The sequence below is a fragment of the Prosthecobacter gellanilyticus genome (assembly GCF_007992435.1).
In the GTDB taxonomy this organism is placed as follows: Bacteria; Verrucomicrobiota; Verrucomicrobiia; order Verrucomicrobiales; family Verrucomicrobiaceae; genus Prosthecobacter; species Prosthecobacter gellanilyticus.
In genome coordinates this window covers 157,334-172,722 of sequence record NZ_BKAG01000002.1, presented here as the reverse complement: position 1 = coordinate 172,722, position 15,389 = coordinate 157,334, and the positions used below count along the sequence as shown (strand labels likewise).

The 15,389-nt window shown below is 58.5% G+C and carries 11 protein-coding genes; 7 read left to right on the top strand and 4 right to left on the bottom strand.

Annotation, left to right across the window (positions count from 1 at the left end; translation table 11 throughout):
- Positions 1 to 35: 35 nt before the first annotated feature.
- The 3 genes from BGE01nite_RS28845 to BGE01nite_RS02110 all read left to right on the top strand — a co-directional run bounded on the left by BGE01nite_RS28845 (position 36) and on the right by BGE01nite_RS02110 (position 3,395).
- Positions 36 to 716 carry a putative polyvalent protein kinase domain-containing protein gene (locus BGE01nite_RS28845; protein WP_170266529.1) on the top strand — a complete coding sequence of 227 codons (681 nt, stop codon included), beginning with the start codon at positions 36 to 38 and terminating at the stop codon, positions 714 to 716.
- Positions 717 to 829: 113 nt separating this feature from the next.
- Entirely contained in the window at positions 830 to 1,840 is a 1,011-nt protein-coding gene (locus BGE01nite_RS02115) for a dihydroxyacetone kinase subunit DhaK (protein WP_146848609.1), read from the top strand.
- Between the two features lie 118 nt (positions 1,841 to 1,958).
- Positions 1,959 to 3,395 carry a phospholipase D-like domain-containing protein gene (locus BGE01nite_RS02110; RefSeq protein WP_146848608.1) on the top strand — a complete coding sequence of 479 codons (1,437 nt, stop codon included), beginning with the start codon at positions 1,959 to 1,961 and terminating at the stop codon, positions 3,393 to 3,395.
- Between the two features lie 80 nt (positions 3,396 to 3,475).
- Here the strand turns inward: BGE01nite_RS02110 and BGE01nite_RS02105 are convergent, their stop codons facing one another.
- Positions 3,476 to 5,101 carry an outer membrane protein assembly factor BamB family protein gene (locus BGE01nite_RS02105; protein ID WP_146848607.1) on the bottom strand — a complete coding sequence of 542 codons (1,626 nt, stop codon included), beginning with the start codon at positions 5,099 to 5,101 and terminating at the stop codon, positions 3,476 to 3,478.
- A 27-nt stretch (positions 5,102 to 5,128) separates the two neighbouring features.
- Positions 5,129 to 7,429, bottom strand: coding sequence for an outer membrane protein assembly factor BamB family protein (locus BGE01nite_RS02100; RefSeq protein ID WP_170266528.1), 2,301 nt, complete (start codon positions 7,427 to 7,429; stop codon positions 5,129 to 5,131).
- 599 nt (positions 7,430 to 8,028) lie between these two features.
- Between BGE01nite_RS02100 and BGE01nite_RS02095 the strand changes: the two genes are divergently transcribed.
- Entirely contained in the window at positions 8,029 to 8,871 is an 843-nt protein-coding gene (locus tag BGE01nite_RS02095) for an ABC transporter permease (RefSeq protein WP_146848605.1), read from the top strand.
- Positions 8,868 to 9,638 (top strand): ABC transporter permease, encoded by a 771-nt coding sequence (locus BGE01nite_RS02090; protein ID WP_146848604.1) that lies wholly within the window; start codon positions 8,868 to 8,870, stop codon positions 9,636 to 9,638. Before BGE01nite_RS02095 ends, BGE01nite_RS02090 begins: the two co-directional genes overlap by 4 nt.
- 16 nt (positions 9,639 to 9,654) lie before the next feature.
- On the opposite strand, the gene BGE01nite_RS29330 is transcribed toward BGE01nite_RS02090, so the two are convergent.
- Complete coding sequence (locus BGE01nite_RS29330; RefSeq protein WP_146848603.1) at positions 9,655 to 9,864, bottom strand: hypothetical protein; 210 nt, start codon at positions 9,862 to 9,864, stop codon at positions 9,655 to 9,657.
- A 598-nt stretch (positions 9,865 to 10,462) separates the two neighbouring features.
- Positions 10,463 to 11,851 carry a Gfo/Idh/MocA family protein gene (locus tag BGE01nite_RS02080; RefSeq protein ID WP_146848602.1) on the bottom strand — a complete coding sequence of 463 codons (1,389 nt, stop codon included), beginning with the start codon at positions 11,849 to 11,851 and terminating at the stop codon, positions 10,463 to 10,465.
- A gap of 280 nt (positions 11,852 to 12,131) precedes the next feature.
- On the opposite strand from BGE01nite_RS02080, the gene acs reads away from it, so the two are divergent.
- Positions 12,132 to 14,147: an acetate--CoA ligase gene (gene acs / locus BGE01nite_RS02075; RefSeq protein WP_146848601.1), complete on the top strand. Its 2,016-nt coding sequence runs from the start codon at positions 12,132 to 12,134 to the stop codon at positions 14,145 to 14,147.
- 123 nt (positions 14,148 to 14,270) lie between these two features.
- Complete coding sequence (hemW, locus tag BGE01nite_RS02070; protein ID WP_170266527.1) at positions 14,271 to 15,389, top strand: radical SAM family heme chaperone HemW; 1,119 nt, start codon at positions 14,271 to 14,273, stop codon at positions 15,387 to 15,389.

Genomic DNA, 15,389 nt, shown 5'->3' with positions numbered 1-15,389 from the left:
TAGAATCGAATTGAGATCAAAAGGCCCTCGAAACTTTGAATCACTCTACTGATGGATCCGCAGAGCATAGAATCCCTTCAGGCAGCGATGCCTGTGAAAGTGGCGAGTCCCGCAGAAATGCGAAAGATCCGCTTCAGGAGCTTGCTGTCTTCGCCCAAACTCTCCCAGGCCCAGGTGCATGCGCAGATGCGGAGGAATGGTTCAGTGCCCAGTCCGAATCCCTGGTATCGTGGGCCCGACGCGAACAGTGGCTCGTTGACGCATCTGAACTCGAACACCTGACGGCTGGCTTAAAAAGACTGGAGGGTGGTTTGGAGCATCGCGTTTTCTTTCATGAGGAGATGCGCCGCGTGCTGAAAATCACCAAAGCCCCTTTCTTTGGCACGCAGGTGGAGGCATGGCGTTATGCCCGCAACGCCCTTTGGGCGAATCTTCTCTTCGGTGACGACATCCGCCTGGAGGGTATCCTGCTCACGCAAGAAGGTGCTTCTATTGTCATCTCCCAGCCTCTCGTTCAGGGGGATTCCCCGACGCTGGAGCAGATTGCCCAATGGTTCACCGATCAAGGCTATCGAGCAGACGGTTTTAACAAATGGTGCAATGAGGCGGGGACCGTCATCGCTGACACACACCCCGGAAATTTTATCCGGATCGAAGATGGAACATTGATCCCCATCGACCTGCAGATTTTGAGTGTGGGTGCCGCCGATCTGTGAAGGCGGGCGTGATTCCCGTCCCGCATTCGCGTTGGTTGAGTGGGTTGATTTTGACAGGAGAGGGCGCACCCGCTAAACCTCACGCCCGCATTCCAACCCGCCCCGACCTCGCCATGAGCAAAAACTCCGCCAAAAAGATCATCAATGACCCGCTGAAGTGTGCCGACGAACTCTTTGAAGGCCTCGTGCTCGCTTACGACGGCAAGGTCCGCCGCGTGGGCAAGCGCTCCCTGGTGATGAATGACCTGCGTCCAGATGCTCCGGCCCTGCTGGTGGGCGGTGGCGCGGGCCATGAGCCGATCTATCACGGCCTCGTCGGCAAGGGCATGGCGGATGGTGCTGCCGTGGGCGAGATCTTCGCGGCTCCACCTCCGGACATCGTGCTTGAGGCCACTCAAGCGGTGAACCGCGGCAAGGGTGTGCTCTTCCTTTACGGCAACTATGCCGGTGACGTGATGAACTTTGATATCGGCGGTGAGCTGGCCGCGGACGAAGGCATCACCGTCAAGACCGTGATCATCAATGACGATGTCTGCTCTGCTCCGCCGGACAAGAAGCAGAACCGCCGTGGTGTGGGTGGCCTTGTGCCGATCACCAAGCTCGCAGGTGCTGCTGCCACAGTCGTGGATTCTTTGGATGAGCTGGTCCGTATCGCCCAGAAGGCCGTGGACAACACCCGCACCGTCGGCGTGTCCACGAAGCCAGGCTCCATCCCTGCCACGGGTGAGCCTACCTTTGAACTGGCAGATGACGTGATCGGTCTCGGCATGGGCATCCATGGTGAGAAGGGTGTGGGCCTCATCCCCATGTGCACCGCTGACGAGCTGGCCGCGAAGATTCTCGACCTGCTCTTTGCTGACGACATGCCGCTGAATGCGGGTGATGAGATCGTGTTCTTCGTGAACAGCCTCGGCTCCACGCACATGATGGAGCTTCTCATTCTCCTGCGCGCCGCGCGTCCGATCCTGGATGCCCGTGGCATCAAGGTGCATCACACCATCGTGGACAGCATCGTCACCTGCCAGGAAATGGCGGGCGTGAGCTTCAGCATCACGAAGCTGGATGCCGAGCTGAAGAAGCTCTGGGATCTGCCCTGCGAGAGCGTGGGCTACACCAAACTTTGAAGCAGACCGTTTGCGGTTGTTTGCCGTGGTTGACGGTTGTTTGCAGTTGTTTTTCCAAGCCACCGCAAACAACTGCGAACGATTGCAAACCACCGCAAACGGCTCCTCCCTTCCCCGCATGACCGACTGGCAATATGTGACGCTGACATTCTCACTGGTGGCCATCACGCTCAGCGTGATCGCGCTGGGACATCTGCTCACTCATCAGCGGGATCATCGGTCAGCGGCGTTTTGGGTGGCGATCATTGTGCTTTCGCCGTTTCTCGGAGCGTGTCTTTACGGGCTGCTAGGGATCAATTTCATTCGTCGGCGCGGCCAGCAGTATCGCGGTGGCATCGGTCCAGCTTATCGCGACCCTGTGCCCACCTGCCCGCTGTTTGTCCATGGGGATGCGGAGCGCTCCGAGCGTGATGGATCCCTGGCAGTGACCCTTGACCGCATCTCGCGATTTAATTTTAGTTCGGGCAACAGCATCGTGCCCTTTATCAATGGTGATGAGGCCATGCCGGCGATGATCGCCGCGATTCGTGAAGCGAAAAGCAGCGTGGCGCTCTCCAGCTATATTTTTGAGGCCACGGGCATCGGAGCTGAGTTTGTGGATGCCCTGGACGCCGCCTGCAAACGCGGCGTGCAGGTGCGTGTGATCGTGGATGATGCGGGCACGCGCTACTCCTGGCCACCCGTGACCAAGGTGCTATCTGAACGTGGAGTGCCTGTGGAACGCTTCATGCCTAACCGCTTCATCTTGCGGCTGCTGACGATGAATCTGCGAAACCATAAGAAGGTCCTCGTCGTCGATGGCTGCATCGCCTTCACGGGCGGGATGAACATTCGTGAGGGGAACATGCTGGCGCGCCATCCAGGTCATCCCGTGCAGGATCTGCAGTTCAAGCTGACAGGTCCGGTCGTGACCCAGATCCAGCGGGTGTTTGCGGAAGACTGGATCTTTTGTTCGGGCGAGGCTCTGGACGAGAAGCTGTGGTTTCCGGAGATCGCGCCGACCGGCAATGTGCATGGCCTGGGCATTGTGGACGGACCGGATGAAGACTATGAAGTGATGCCGACGGCGCTGTTTGCGGCGCTCAGTGCCGCCCGGCATCAGGTCTGCATTGTCACTCCTTACTTTCTTCCGCCGGTCACCCTACTTGCAGCCTTGAAACTCTGCGCCACGCGCGGGGTCGATGTCACCATCATCACGCCTGCGAAGAACAACATCCCTTTCGTGGCCTGGGCTGCGCGCACTCTGTATGGCGAGCTTCTGCATGCGGGCTGCCGCATCTATGAATCACCAGCGCCGTTTGATCACTCGAAGCTGCTCCTGATTGATGATGCATGGTCGATCCTGGGTTCCACCAACTGGGATCCGCGCAGTCTGCGACTGAACTTTGAGTTCAATGTGGCATGCCACAATACGGCGCTCGTGACGAGATTGAAGGCGATCGTGGACCAGAAGAAAGCCATCAGCGCGGAGATCACGGAAGCGATGCTGGAAAACCTCCCGCTGAAAGAGCAGCTGAGAAACGGTTTCGCGAGGTTGTTCATTCCGGTGCTGTGAAGCGCGGGCATAAAAAAGGGCCGGGAGAAAACTCCCGGCCCTGTGATTTGAATTGAGCGAACTAGATCAGCTTGTCGGCATCACTCCGCGCCCGCAGCAGGCTTGGCGCCGTCCTTGAAGCAGTAGAGGTGAGTGTGGGTGGTGATGTAGATGCAACCGTTGGCGGCCACTACGCTGCTGAGCAGAGGAGACGGGAACTCGATGGTCTTGAGTTCCTTGAGTTCCTTGCCTTCAGCGAGGATGAAGAGCTCGCCCTCTTCGTTGCCGATCCAGACTTTGCCATCGGCAACCATCGGGCTGGCCCAGATGTGGCCTTTGGTATCGAACTTCCAGTATTCTTTGCCGGTCTTGGCATCCAGGCAGAACACGCGGCCGGTGTAGTCAGCGGTGTAAACCAGACCATCCTTCACCGCAGGGGTGGAGATGGAACGCTCGATGCCTTTGAAGGTCCAGACGGCTTTGCCGGAGAGATCACCGGACTGCTTCGGATCAATGCAGCTCAGCATGCCCACGCCTTCACCGTGCTCAGGGTCCTGGCCGATGTTCACGTACACCAGACCGTCGTTGTAAACCACGGTGCCGATGATTTCGCTAGGGCCGTCATACTCCACATACTTGATGGGCTCGCCAGCGCTGTTCTTCCGATACTCCGGAGGATTCGCGTCGTAGCGCCAGAACTCTTTGAGGATATCGAAGTCGTCCTTCTTCTCCGTGGTCATGTCCATGGAGTAGACCCAGCCATCACCAGCGCCGAAGACGATCTGCTTCTTGCCATCAACCTCAGCCAGTGTGGGGCTGGACCAGGAGCAGTGAAGCACGCGCTCGGAGGCCACATGATCCATCTCGCCAAGGAGAGTGCCGTCTTCAGCATTCAGCATGATGAAGCTCGGAGCCTGGGGAGCAGGAATGTTCGTGTGGGTCCAATCCACGCCATTGCAGGTCGGGGCGAAGAGCTTGCCATCAATGACCAGCGGGTAGCCAGCGGTGGCATTGTGCTGGAAGACGCCAAGCTCTTTGTACATGTCATACACCCAGAGGATGTCTGCATCGGTCTTGCCGGGTTCGATGACCACAGGCTTGCCGTCCTTGTCTGGAGCGGCCATGAACTGGGCCTCGTCCTGCATGCCCTGGTTGCCATTGGACATGCCGTTCACGTCCATGCAGATGATCTGGCAGCGATTGCCCGGCACGTAGGCCTTGTCACCGACCACGGTGGGGCTGGCGCAGACACCCAGGTATTCCCAGTCGTTCACCTTGCCGGAGCCCATCTTCGGAGAGATGAGCTGCCACTTGTACTCACCGGTGTACTCATCAAACACCATAACGATACCGCGGTCACCGATGTGCTTGTCATTGCGAGGAGACTCGTTGTTCGTGCCGACATACACCTGGCCACCGGCGATCACCGGCGTGCCGTAGGTCTGGGAGCCGAGCTTGGCCACCCAGAGACAGTTCTTGGTGGTGCTCATGTCGATGTCTTCAGCACCTGGGCCTTTGTTGGCTTCCTCGGCGTTCGGACGGAGACGGCCGGCGATCTTTGGCGCGGCTTTCGGGCCGTATTTCTTGCCGGGATCAATGTCCATCGGCAGCCCTTTCTCGGGCGAAACCATGTTGCGGCTGTTGCCACCGCCCCACTGGGACAGATCGGCCGCGTGGAGGGTTGAAGCGCTGATGAGCGCGAGAAGTGCAGAGGTTTGGAGCTTCATTGGGTGGATAAAGAAAGGAAATGGAGACTACTTGTTTTCAGTAATGCTCAGATTGTCGAGGAATACGCGCTTCTGATTCATCGGGGTGAAACCAAAGATGCCGGGGCTGCCCTGGGTGTGGGCTCTGGCCACCTTGGCCTCGACGGTCCAGGCTTCAGGCTCAGGCTGGCCTTTGGTCCAGATCTTGCCTTTGACCACGCCACTTCCGTCCGCGTTCGTGTCGACTCGAGTCTTCAGCGTGTACCATGTGTTGGCGCTCACCTTGAAGGGTGCGGCCACGGCGAGACGCTCAGGATTAGAGCTCACTTCAAGCTTGTTGGCATTGCTGCGAAGGCAGATGAGGTAGCGCTGGTTGATCAGACCAATGTCAGACTTCGAGCGGGCGCTGCCGTCCGTCATCACGTCTGCCTGCATGGTGTAATTGGAGAGCGTGGAAGGTGCCACGAACACGGTTCCGCGCTGGAACAGCAGACGGTCAAAGCTCTTGCCGAACACTTTGTTGCCGTCCTTCTCCATGACCTGGAACTTGAAGCGGGCACCGATCCAAGGCAGCGGCGGGAAGGAGAACTTGTAGGCTGGATTCGCGGCATCGGCCGGGAACTCGTCCGCGAGTTCATAGGCCTCGAAGTCTTCGGTGATCGGCAGCGCCTTGAGCGCACGACCGCGGATGGTGCCAAAGGTGCCGTCTGGAGCAGTGCCTTTGAAGGCGCCAGCACTGACCTTCGCATCGGCAGCCACCACAAGTTCGCCAGCGTCATTGAACTTGGCATCCATCGTGGCCTTCACCTTCGCGGTCGGCGGGATGAAGCTTTCCCACTTCACGCCTTCCACCTTGTCACTGACCACCATGCCATTGGCATCGATGCTGCGAATGCGGAAAGCCTGTTTGCTGCCACGCATGATGACCACTTCCGCAGGGATGATCTGCAGAGCCACGGCTTTGCCGGCTTTCGGGATCACGGCCACGGGAGCGGGATCGGTCTTGATGCCCTTGTTCGGAATCGGGAAGGCGTAGAACGTGTCCGTGGTGGTCACATACAACACGCCATCGCAAACGACAGGAGCACCCAGGCATTGGGCCGAGTCACCGCCATCGAGTTTGATCTCCTGCACGATCTCACCATCGGTCGCGCCGGGCTTCACCACGACCAGCTTGCCTTCCATCATGGGGCAATAGAGCAGGCCATCGACATAGAGCGGCGAGGAATGGAGGTTGGCGTTGCTGAGCTTCTTCTTCCAAAGGTCCTTGCCGGTGTTCGCATCGATGGCGAGCAGTTCGCCACCATCACTGAGCTGATAGATGGTGTCTCCGACGACCACCGGCGAGCTGCTGGTGGCACCCACAGGATTGCGCCAGACTTCAGCGCTGGGTTCAAGAACGGTCGTCTCCGCGCCAGGGGCTGCGGCAGCCAGCTTCTCCGGGAGCTTGACGCAGGACATGCGCCCCTTCTCCGTGCTGTCTACGTTTTCATCATTATGCACGGTGATGACGTTGCCCTTGTGCAGGACCACGCTGGGGTTCATGCCGTTTTTGCAGAGCGGCATGCGGAAGTAAGGCTTGCCGCTGCGGGCATTGAAGCAGACGAGGTTGCCACAACCGGTGGTGTAGTAGGCGACACGCTTGCCGTCACGAGTCTCCAGCACCGGGGTCGAAAAGGAGGAGTCCACAGGCGGGCTCACGCCGGGAAGGCTCCACCAGACGAGCTCACCAGTCTTCTTATCAAATCCATACACGCGGTCCGCAGCAGGGCCGTCAGCGCCCCAGTTGGAGAAGATGTAATGGACCATGACGATGTCTCCTTCAATCACCGGACTGCCCACGCGGCTGTTCGGGAAGGTCATGCGGCCAAAATCCTCCATCAGAGGGATGTCGAAGGCCTTCTTCCCATCGAGATCATAGCAGACGAAGCGTCCGGCATTGCTGACGAGGTAGATGCGCTTGGTCTCCGGATCCACCGTGGGGGCGCCGATCGTGTATCTATTGTAGATGGAATCGCTGAGGTAGTCGGAGATCTCGATTTCCCAGAGCTTCTTGCCGGTCTTGGCATCGATGACCGCCAGGACCTCGATCAGGTCGGTCGTCTCACCGCGATAGCCCCAGAGGACCACCTTGCCGTCCACCACCACCGGGGAGCCACGGCCGCGCATGTCGTAGGTCCAGGCAGGCGTGTCCGGCAGTTTGCCAGCGTCCGTGTAGTGCTCCAGGCTGACGCCGTTTTGGAGGGGGCCGCGCCAGTTGGTCCAGTCATTGGCGGTGGCAAAGGTTCCTGACGACAGTAGCGCGAGGGCGGCCAAGGCGGCCCGGCGCGGAAAAACGAAGGATTCCATGAGGGATAAAAGGGGTGGCTGAAGGCCTACACCGTCCATGCAGCCGAAGCCACTTCAACGCCTTTGTCGGAGACGTCGAAAAACACCTCTGCACGCTGGGGGGGGAATAGGAGGAGAGACAACGGCACCCCGCAGAGGCATCTTTCGTTTTGGCGGCTGACCTTGATAGGGGATGTGTCAAGCAGGTTGTTATGCTTATTCACATGAACAGTTTCTTATCCACATGGGTGTCAAGGCACTTTCTTCTAAAATTATTAGAGTTTTATCCGAAATGAGACATCTCAAAAGTGAGAATTCCTCCTCTTTTTGCAAAAAACAACCCCGTTGGTTGACGTCCTCACCAAAAGTTTTTACTCTCCACTCGTCATCACCGGGCCGGTTTCCTGGTGCTGGCCACAAGAGTTGCAGTTCTTAGCTTCGACTTTCGTGCCAAACGGTCCTCACTGTTGTTGGTTGCTGGATCGCCAAACAGACCCTCTGGTTTTCGCAGACCAGAGGGTCTTTTGTTTTCAGCACATGCGCATCATTGAATGTGATGTGATGCATCAAACATCGTGTTGCGGAATTTCTGAGCGCTCTTCCATGCACGTGCATCACGCATGTCATCACCACGACGTCAGGAAATCATCTCCACGCTTCCATCACTCGGATGGTTGATCGCATTCTTCGCACTGCCATGCCTCATCAGTCTCACACTCGCGTTTCGTGCGAGTGATCTGCGCGGTGGTGTGGGTGATGGATGGACACTCGAGACGGTGAAGTCATTGGCAGATCCGATCTATGTACCTGTGTTGATGCGAACAGTGGGCATCAGCTTCATCACCACGATGGTCTGCCTCATGCTCTCACTGCCGATGGCCTGGCACATGGCACGCTGTTCGGTGAACTGGCGGAATGCGCTGCTGCTGCTCATCATCCTTCCTTTCCTTACTAACTTCATCATACGCATCTTCGCCTGGCGTTCGCTGCTGCATCCAGACGGGCCGCTGAAGCATCTGCTTGTGTGGCTGAACCTGATCAGTGAAGATGCGCTGCTGCTGAACAACATCGGCGCGGTGATGCTGGTGATGATCTACACCCAGCTGCCCTTTGCCATCCTTCCGCTGTATGCGGCGGCAGAGAAGTTCGACTTCCATCTGATGGATGCGGCGCGTGATCTCGGTGCCACGGGCTGGAGTGCGTTTCGCAAGGTCTTCCTTCCAGGTGTGCGCCAGGGCATCATCTCCGCCTCTGTCATCGTGTTCGTTAGTTCACTAGGTCAGTATGTCATTCCACAGTTTGTTGGCGGCACGATGGATGAAATGATCGGCAACAAGATCGTACAGCGGGCCTTCACGGATCGAAACCTGCCGCTGGCCAGCGCGCTCTCTGGCGCGCTGCTGATCATGGTGATGATTCCGGTGCTGATGATGACCTGGCGAGAAAGGAGGGCGCGCGCATGAAGCGGTCACGTGTTCCTGCGCTCATCACTCTCCTGGTGCTGGTCTTCCTGCATGCGCCAATGATCGTGCTCGTGGTGAACTCCTTCAACGAGTCCCGCTTCGGTGGCGAGTGGGAAGGCTTTACCCTCAAGTGGTATGAGCGTCTGTGGGAAGCCGATGAAGTGTGGGAATCTCTGCAGGTGACGCTGAAGGTGGCCGTGAGTGCCACGCTTACTTCAGTCTTGTTAGGGACATTGGCCGCGCTGGTGCTGCATCGCTGCCGGTCATGGCTGCAGACGGCGCATCAAACTCTGGTGACGCTGCCACTGGCACTCCCGGACATTCTGATGGGCATGTCACTGCTCGCCTTGTTTGTCGCCATCGGCATGGAGACGGGCATGACGACGCTCTGGATCGCACACACGACCTTTTGTCTTAGCTATGTGACCATGGTGGTGCTGGCACGGTTGCAGGACTTTGATTTCACACTTTTGGATGCCGCGCGTGATCTGGGGGCGAGTCGCTGGCAGGCGACACGACGTGTTCTTTTGCCTCTGCTACTTCCGGGTATGATCGCCGGAGGTCTGCTGGCTTTCACACTCTCCATTGATGATTACGTCATCACCTTCTTCGTCTCCGGTCCTGGCACCACCACCCTGCCCCTGCGCGTGGCCAGCATGATGAAGACGAGCCGCAGCCTGCCGGTGATCAATGCGCTGAGCACGCTGATGATCGCGGGGACTTTTATATTAGGCGTGATCAGTTTCAGGCTGCAGCGGCGGAGGTAGTTTGCCGGGTCGGTCTTCATTTTACTTCGCTTAAGACATAGTGATAAAAGAAGGAGAGTGCGGCAACCGCCGCCATAAAGCCCAGCCAAAGTCCAACGAGGAATCTCACAGGCCGAATTTTCCTGTTGCTGCCCATCTCCCAGTTTTTCACGAAGAGATTCCACGCCTCAGGTCTGCGCGAATAGAGCCATGTCATGTACGAGCATTGCCACAGGTTGAAGGCCATGAGGGGCAGGACTAGATAGAAAAACATAGCCGTGGATTGGAAGATAAGAGGTCTAGGCCAGAAACAGCAAGCGCGACATGCCTGGGGAATGCGCAGATCGCGAAGGGGCGCTGTATGCTGCTTTTGGTTATTGCATCACGGCTCAATCCAAAGCCCCTGAGAGATGAAGGAAGGCATTGGTTCATTTGGCTGATGGCATTGGTTGGCTGGGGCGAATGCTGATCTCTTTCGTCCCTCACCGGGACTTGGCTGCGATGAGAGAGCGCTCACACAATTACCCCCGGCTGAAGCCGGGGGCTATTTCCTTTCGCCTCTCCGAGGCTTCAAACCAGCCCTCCTACGGCTTCGCGTAGCGGGTCTTTTCATTGGTGGTAGAGCCCGGGCTCGATGCTTCTGTCGAAAGTGTCCTCGTCACGAGTTGGCCTTCGATTGTGTGCACGGCTCACGACAGCAGTGTCGCGCTTGAGCGCTTCTCATCGCACTCTTGACGCTTCGCGAGGATCGGAGTGCCATCCGAATTCGTGAACGACGATTGCACGAAAAAGCCCTGAAGCCAATGAAGGCCTCAGGGCTCCTATTATAATAGCAGAGCTTCAGATCATGCCTTCGGCACGACGTACTCATAGAGGCCGTTCACGCCGGGGAGCGGGATCGGATACTTGCCGCTGGCGTCAGCGATGAGCGGTGCGGCACCATCCATGGTGAGCTTGTCGACGTTCGGAGCGAACTCGTGATCGTGGGCCATGAGCTGGTCAAAGGTCACGAGCTGGCCGGTGTGGGCGCTCATACGGCCCATGACGGTGACGAGGCTGGCCATGGCACCGCGCTCGACTTCATTGTAAGGCTTGCCGTTCGTGATGGCGTCGACGAGGTCCTGCCACTCGAGATCATATGGATTCGGCTCGGGCTGCTTGCCGCGCCAGATGATTTCCTTGGGGTTCTTGTTCTGACCTTTGAAGGTCATCGCCTTCGACGGGAAGTGACCGGCGGTGGAGACGACGGCCATGCCTTTGCTGCCGTGCACGTAGCTGGCGAACTCGTTGTGAGTCTTCATGGCGTTGCGGCCTTCGAGCCAGAACTTGCTGCCATCGCGGAAGGTGTACTCCACGCTGTAGTGGTCGAAGTTCTGGTCCACGTAGTCGCCACGCTCGGTGCGGCCGCCGGTGGCCTTGGCCTCGATCGGGAAGTCGTTCTTCATCCAGCAGATCTCGTCGATGTTGTGGATGTTGAAGTCGCTGAAGGCACCGCCGGAAGCCCAGAGGAAGCTGTGGAAGTTCTTGATCTGGTAGATCAGTTCGTTCGGGTCGGTGGCCACATCACGCGGCTTGGTGAAGCATGTGCCCACTGGACCCTGGAGACGGTAAGCGCGACCGAGAATGATATCGCCGATCTCGCCCTGCTGGATGCGATCAAAGAGCTCACCACGCACGCGACAGTGACGGCACATGAGGCCGACGCCGACTTTGAGACCTTTGGCTTCAGCCTTCTTGCCCAGCTCCAGCATGCGGCGTCCGCTCGGGGCATCCACGCAGATGGGCTTTTCCATGAAGACGTTCACGCCCTTGTCGATGGCGTATTGGAACTGCACCCAGCGGAAGGCCGGAGGCGTGGCGAGGATGACGATGTCGTTTGGCTTCAGCATGTCGATGGCCTTCTTGTAGGCATCGAATCCGATGAACTTGGTATCGGCGGAAACGGAGAAGCGGTCGGGGTGCTTGCCGCTCAGACCATTGAAGCTGGCCTCAAGGCGGTTTTCCTGCACGTCGGCCATGGCGACGAGGCGGGTGCGCTGCTTCACGCCCATCATGTTGCTGGCAGCACCGGTGCCGCGACCACCGCAGCCGACGAGGGCCACGCTGATGGTGTCATCTCCCTGGGCATGGACATAGGGGATGTGGATGCCGGAAAGCACAGACAGGCCGGCGGTTGCCTGGGTGGCGGTCTTGATGAAGTCTCGGCGCGACGAGTTGGCTGGGGTGTTTTCCATATGGGTGAAAAAGTCTGGCTGAAACCAACGCTGCGGGGCAAGCATTCTTTGTCTGAAAGTATGGGACCGGGTGAGAATGGAATGGGTCTGCGGATGCAGCCAAACTTGCCAAAGTGCGGGGATTTGAAGGGATAGGTCTCCCGTGGCCAACCGAGGGCTTCCAAACCTATCCAGGCCTGCCAACGTTTGTTTCAAAGTATTGTAGTACGTGATTGCCAGACGGACTTCCCTGCATGTAGCCTCCGCCCTCCTGCGTTAACTCCGCCCCTTTCCCAACCTCATGAGCAAGAAGAAAGCCGCCAAACCCGCCCCGAAGAAAGCTGCGAAAGCCGCCAAGGCCGCCAGCAGCAACAACAAGTCCCTGCTGGTCGAGAACCGCGTGTTCAAGCCTAGCGCTGAGTTCTCCAAGAAGGCGCGCATCAGCTCGATGGCCCAGTACAAGAAGATGCATGAGGAGTCCCTCAAGCATCCTGACAAGTTCTTCGGCCGTGAAGCGAAGGAACTGAACTGGAGCAAGCCCTTCACCAAGGTGCTGGACTGGAAATGCCCGAACGCGAAGTGGTTTGTCGGTGGCAAGCTGAACGTCAGTGAGAACTGCCTGGACCGTCATCTGGAAGGTCCGCGCAAGACAAAGGCGGCTCTAATCTGGGAAGGCGAGCCCGGCGAGAAGCGAGTGCTGACCTATCAGCAACTGCACCGTGAAGTGTGCCGCTTTGCTAATGTACTGAAGCGCAACAAGGTGAAGAAGGGTGACCGTGTGATCATCTACATGCCAATGATCCCTGAGGCAGCGATCGCCATGCTGGCGTGCACACGCATCGGCGCGATGCACAGTGTGATCTTTGGCGGCTTCAGCGCGGAGTCCATCAAGGACCGCGTGCTCGACTGCGGCGCGAAGATCATTGTCACGGCAGACGGCGGCTATCGTCGCGGTGCTGTGGTGCCTTTGAAGAAGAATGTGGATGATGCTCTCAAGGGTGGTGACACTCCGGTGGAGACGGTGATCGTTCATCGCCGCACCGGCCAGGATGTGCACATCGAAGAAGGCCGCGATGTCTGGTGGCACCGCGAGCTGGAGTATGTGGACGCCAACTGCGCCGCCGTGGCGATGGATTCTGAGTCACCTCTGTTCATCCTTTATACCAGCGGCAGCACGGGCAAGCCGAAGGGCATCCTGCACACGACCGGCGGTTACCTTCTGCACGCGCAGATGACCTGCAAATACGTCTTCGATCTGCGTGATGATGATGTGTACTGGTGCACCGCCGATATCGGCTGGGTCACGGGCCACACCTACATGGTCTATGGACCGCTGGCGCTCGGTGCCACATCTTTGATGTTTGAAGGCGCGCCGAACTGGCCGGAGAATGACCGCTTCTGGAAGATCATCGAAGAATATGCAGTGACGGTGTTTTACACCGCTCCGACCGCCATCCGCTCCTTCATGAAGTGGGGTGATGAGTGGCTGAAGAAGCATGACCTCAGCAGCCTGCGCCTGCTCGGCACCGTGGGTGAGCCGATCAATCCGGAAGCCTGGATGTGGTATCATAACAAGGTAGGCGGCGGCAAATGCCCGATTGTGGACACCTGGTGGCAGACCGAAACCGGCGGCCACATGCTCACGCCTCTGCCTGGCGCGACTCCCACGAAGCCCGGCACGGCCACCCTGCCCTTCTTCGGCGTGGATGCAGCCATCGTGGATGATCTCGGCAAGGAAGTCGGCGTCAATGAGCAGGGCAAGCTGGTCATCCGCAAGCCATGGCCATCCATGCTGCGCGGCATCTGGGGTGACAAGAAGCGCTATCAGGACGCTTACTGGAGTGACTTCAAAGGCTGGTACTTTGCTGGCGACGGAGCCCGTCGTGACAAGGACGGCAACTTCTGGATCATCGGCCGAATCGATGATGTGCTCAACGTGGCGGGTCACCGTCTCGGCACTGCCGAGGTGGAGAGCGCGCTCATCTCTCATCCTTCCGTGGCCGAGTCCGCAGTCGTGGGTCGCCCCGATGAGATGAAGGGCCAGGGTGTGGTCTGCTTTGTCACTGTGAAGGAAGGCATCACCGCCAACCGCGAACTCGCTGACGAGCTGAAGAAGCACGTGCGCAAGGTCATCGGTCCCGTGGCGACTCCGGATGAGATCCGCTTTGCCGCAGCTCTGCCAAAGACCCGCTCCGGCAAGATCATGCGCCGTCTCCTGAAACAGATCGCCGCTGGCGAGCTGATCAAGGGTGACACCACCACGCTGGAAGACATCAACGTCATCGCCCAGCTCGCCGCGAGCAGTGGCGAGGACTGATCTTAGAGCCATCTTGTAAATTCAAGGGAGGTGCCTGGGAAAACCGGGCACCTCCTTTTTGTTTGGGCACAGTCCCAGGCGGACACAACAAACTGGATGCTTTTGTGTCCCTTTGGAGGCACCTTGGTAGCCCCCTCAGTGCGCCACCTCTACGTCCACATCCCCTTCTGCCACCGCGTTTGCCCGTATTGCAGCTTCTACAAGCACACACCGGGAAACACGCCCATGGCGGCGTTTGTGGATGCGGTGCTGGCGGAGGCTGAGATGGCGGGCCGCGACTATGACCTGAAGCTGGACACGGTCTATTTCGGCGGCGGCACCCCCACGGCCCTGAGCGAGGTGCATCTGGAGCGGCTGCTGACCGGACTGCGGGAGCGCATGGATCTCACCGGAGTGCGTGAGTTCACCTGCGAGGTGAATCCGCGCACGATCACGGATTCGAAAGCGGATATGATGCGTGCCCAAGGCATCGACCGCATCAGCCTGGGCATCCAGGCCTGGGATGAGGAGACGCTGCGCACGCTAGGTCGCGACCATGCACCCGATGATGCCGAGGAGACCTTTCACACACTGCGCAAAGCAGGCTTTCGCAGCGTGAGCATTGATTTGATGTTTTCGATTCCGGGACAGAGCCTCGAAGCCTGGAGGGGCACGCTGGAGCGGAGCATCTCGCTCAACCCGAACCATATCTCGGCCTACAATCTGAACTATGAGGAGGACACGGAGTTCTTCGAGCGTCTGCGCAAAGGGCAGTATCGCGTGGAAGAAGAGCGTGATGCCGACTTCTTCTATGCAGCGCTGGACCAGCTGAACTCGGCTGGCTACGAGCACTACGAAATCAGTAACTATGCGCGTCCGGGTTACCGCTCCATTCATAACGAAGCCTACTGGCTGGGTGAAGACTACATCGGTCTCGGTCCAGGATCCTACTCCACGGCCAAGGATCATCGCTGGCAGAACATCGCAGATACCAACCGCTACATCGAGCTCCTGCAATCTGGCCAAAGCGCCGCCCAGCCTGGCGAGGCACTCACGGCTGAGCAACGCCGCACCGAACGATTCGGGCTGGAACTGCGCACCGCGCGCGGGCTTCCAGAGAGCCTGGTCAAGGCACCCGAACAACGTATGATCCGCGTGCTGGGAGAGGAGGGGCTACTCCTGGTCGAGAATGGTCACATCCGCCTCACCCGTGCGGGCAAGCCGCTAGTGGATTCCGTGGCCGTGGCGCTGATGGGCGCATGA

Excerpts from the sequence above, each read along its gene's own strand:
- BGE01nite_RS02115 (WP_146848609.1), top strand. The coding sequence starts at position 830 with ATGAGCAAAAACTCCGCCAAAAAGATCATCAATGACCCGCTGAAGTGT.
- BGE01nite_RS02110 (WP_146848608.1), top strand. The coding sequence starts at position 1,959 with ATGACCGACTGGCAATATGTGACGCTGACATTCTCACTGGTGGCCATC.
- BGE01nite_RS02105 (WP_146848607.1), bottom strand. The coding sequence starts at position 5,101 with ATGAAGCTCCAAACCTCTGCACTTCTCGCGCTCATCAGCGCTTCAACC.
- BGE01nite_RS02100 (WP_170266528.1), bottom strand. The coding sequence starts at position 7,429 with ATGGAATCCTTCGTTTTTCCGCGCCGGGCCGCCTTGGCCGCCCTCGCG.
- BGE01nite_RS02095 (WP_146848605.1), top strand. The coding sequence starts at position 8,029 with ATGTCATCACCACGACGTCAGGAAATCATCTCCACGCTTCCATCACTC.
- BGE01nite_RS02090 (WP_146848604.1), top strand. The coding sequence starts at position 8,868 with ATGAAGCGGTCACGTGTTCCTGCGCTCATCACTCTCCTGGTGCTGGTC.
- BGE01nite_RS29330 (WP_146848603.1), bottom strand. The coding sequence starts at position 9,864 with ATGGCCTTCAACCTGTGGCAATGCTCGTACATGACATGGCTCTATTCG.
- BGE01nite_RS02080 (WP_146848602.1), bottom strand. The coding sequence starts at position 11,851 with ATGGAAAACACCCCAGCCAACTCGTCGCGCCGAGACTTCATCAAGACC.
- acs (WP_146848601.1), top strand. The coding sequence starts at position 12,132 with ATGAGCAAGAAGAAAGCCGCCAAACCCGCCCCGAAGAAAGCTGCGAAA.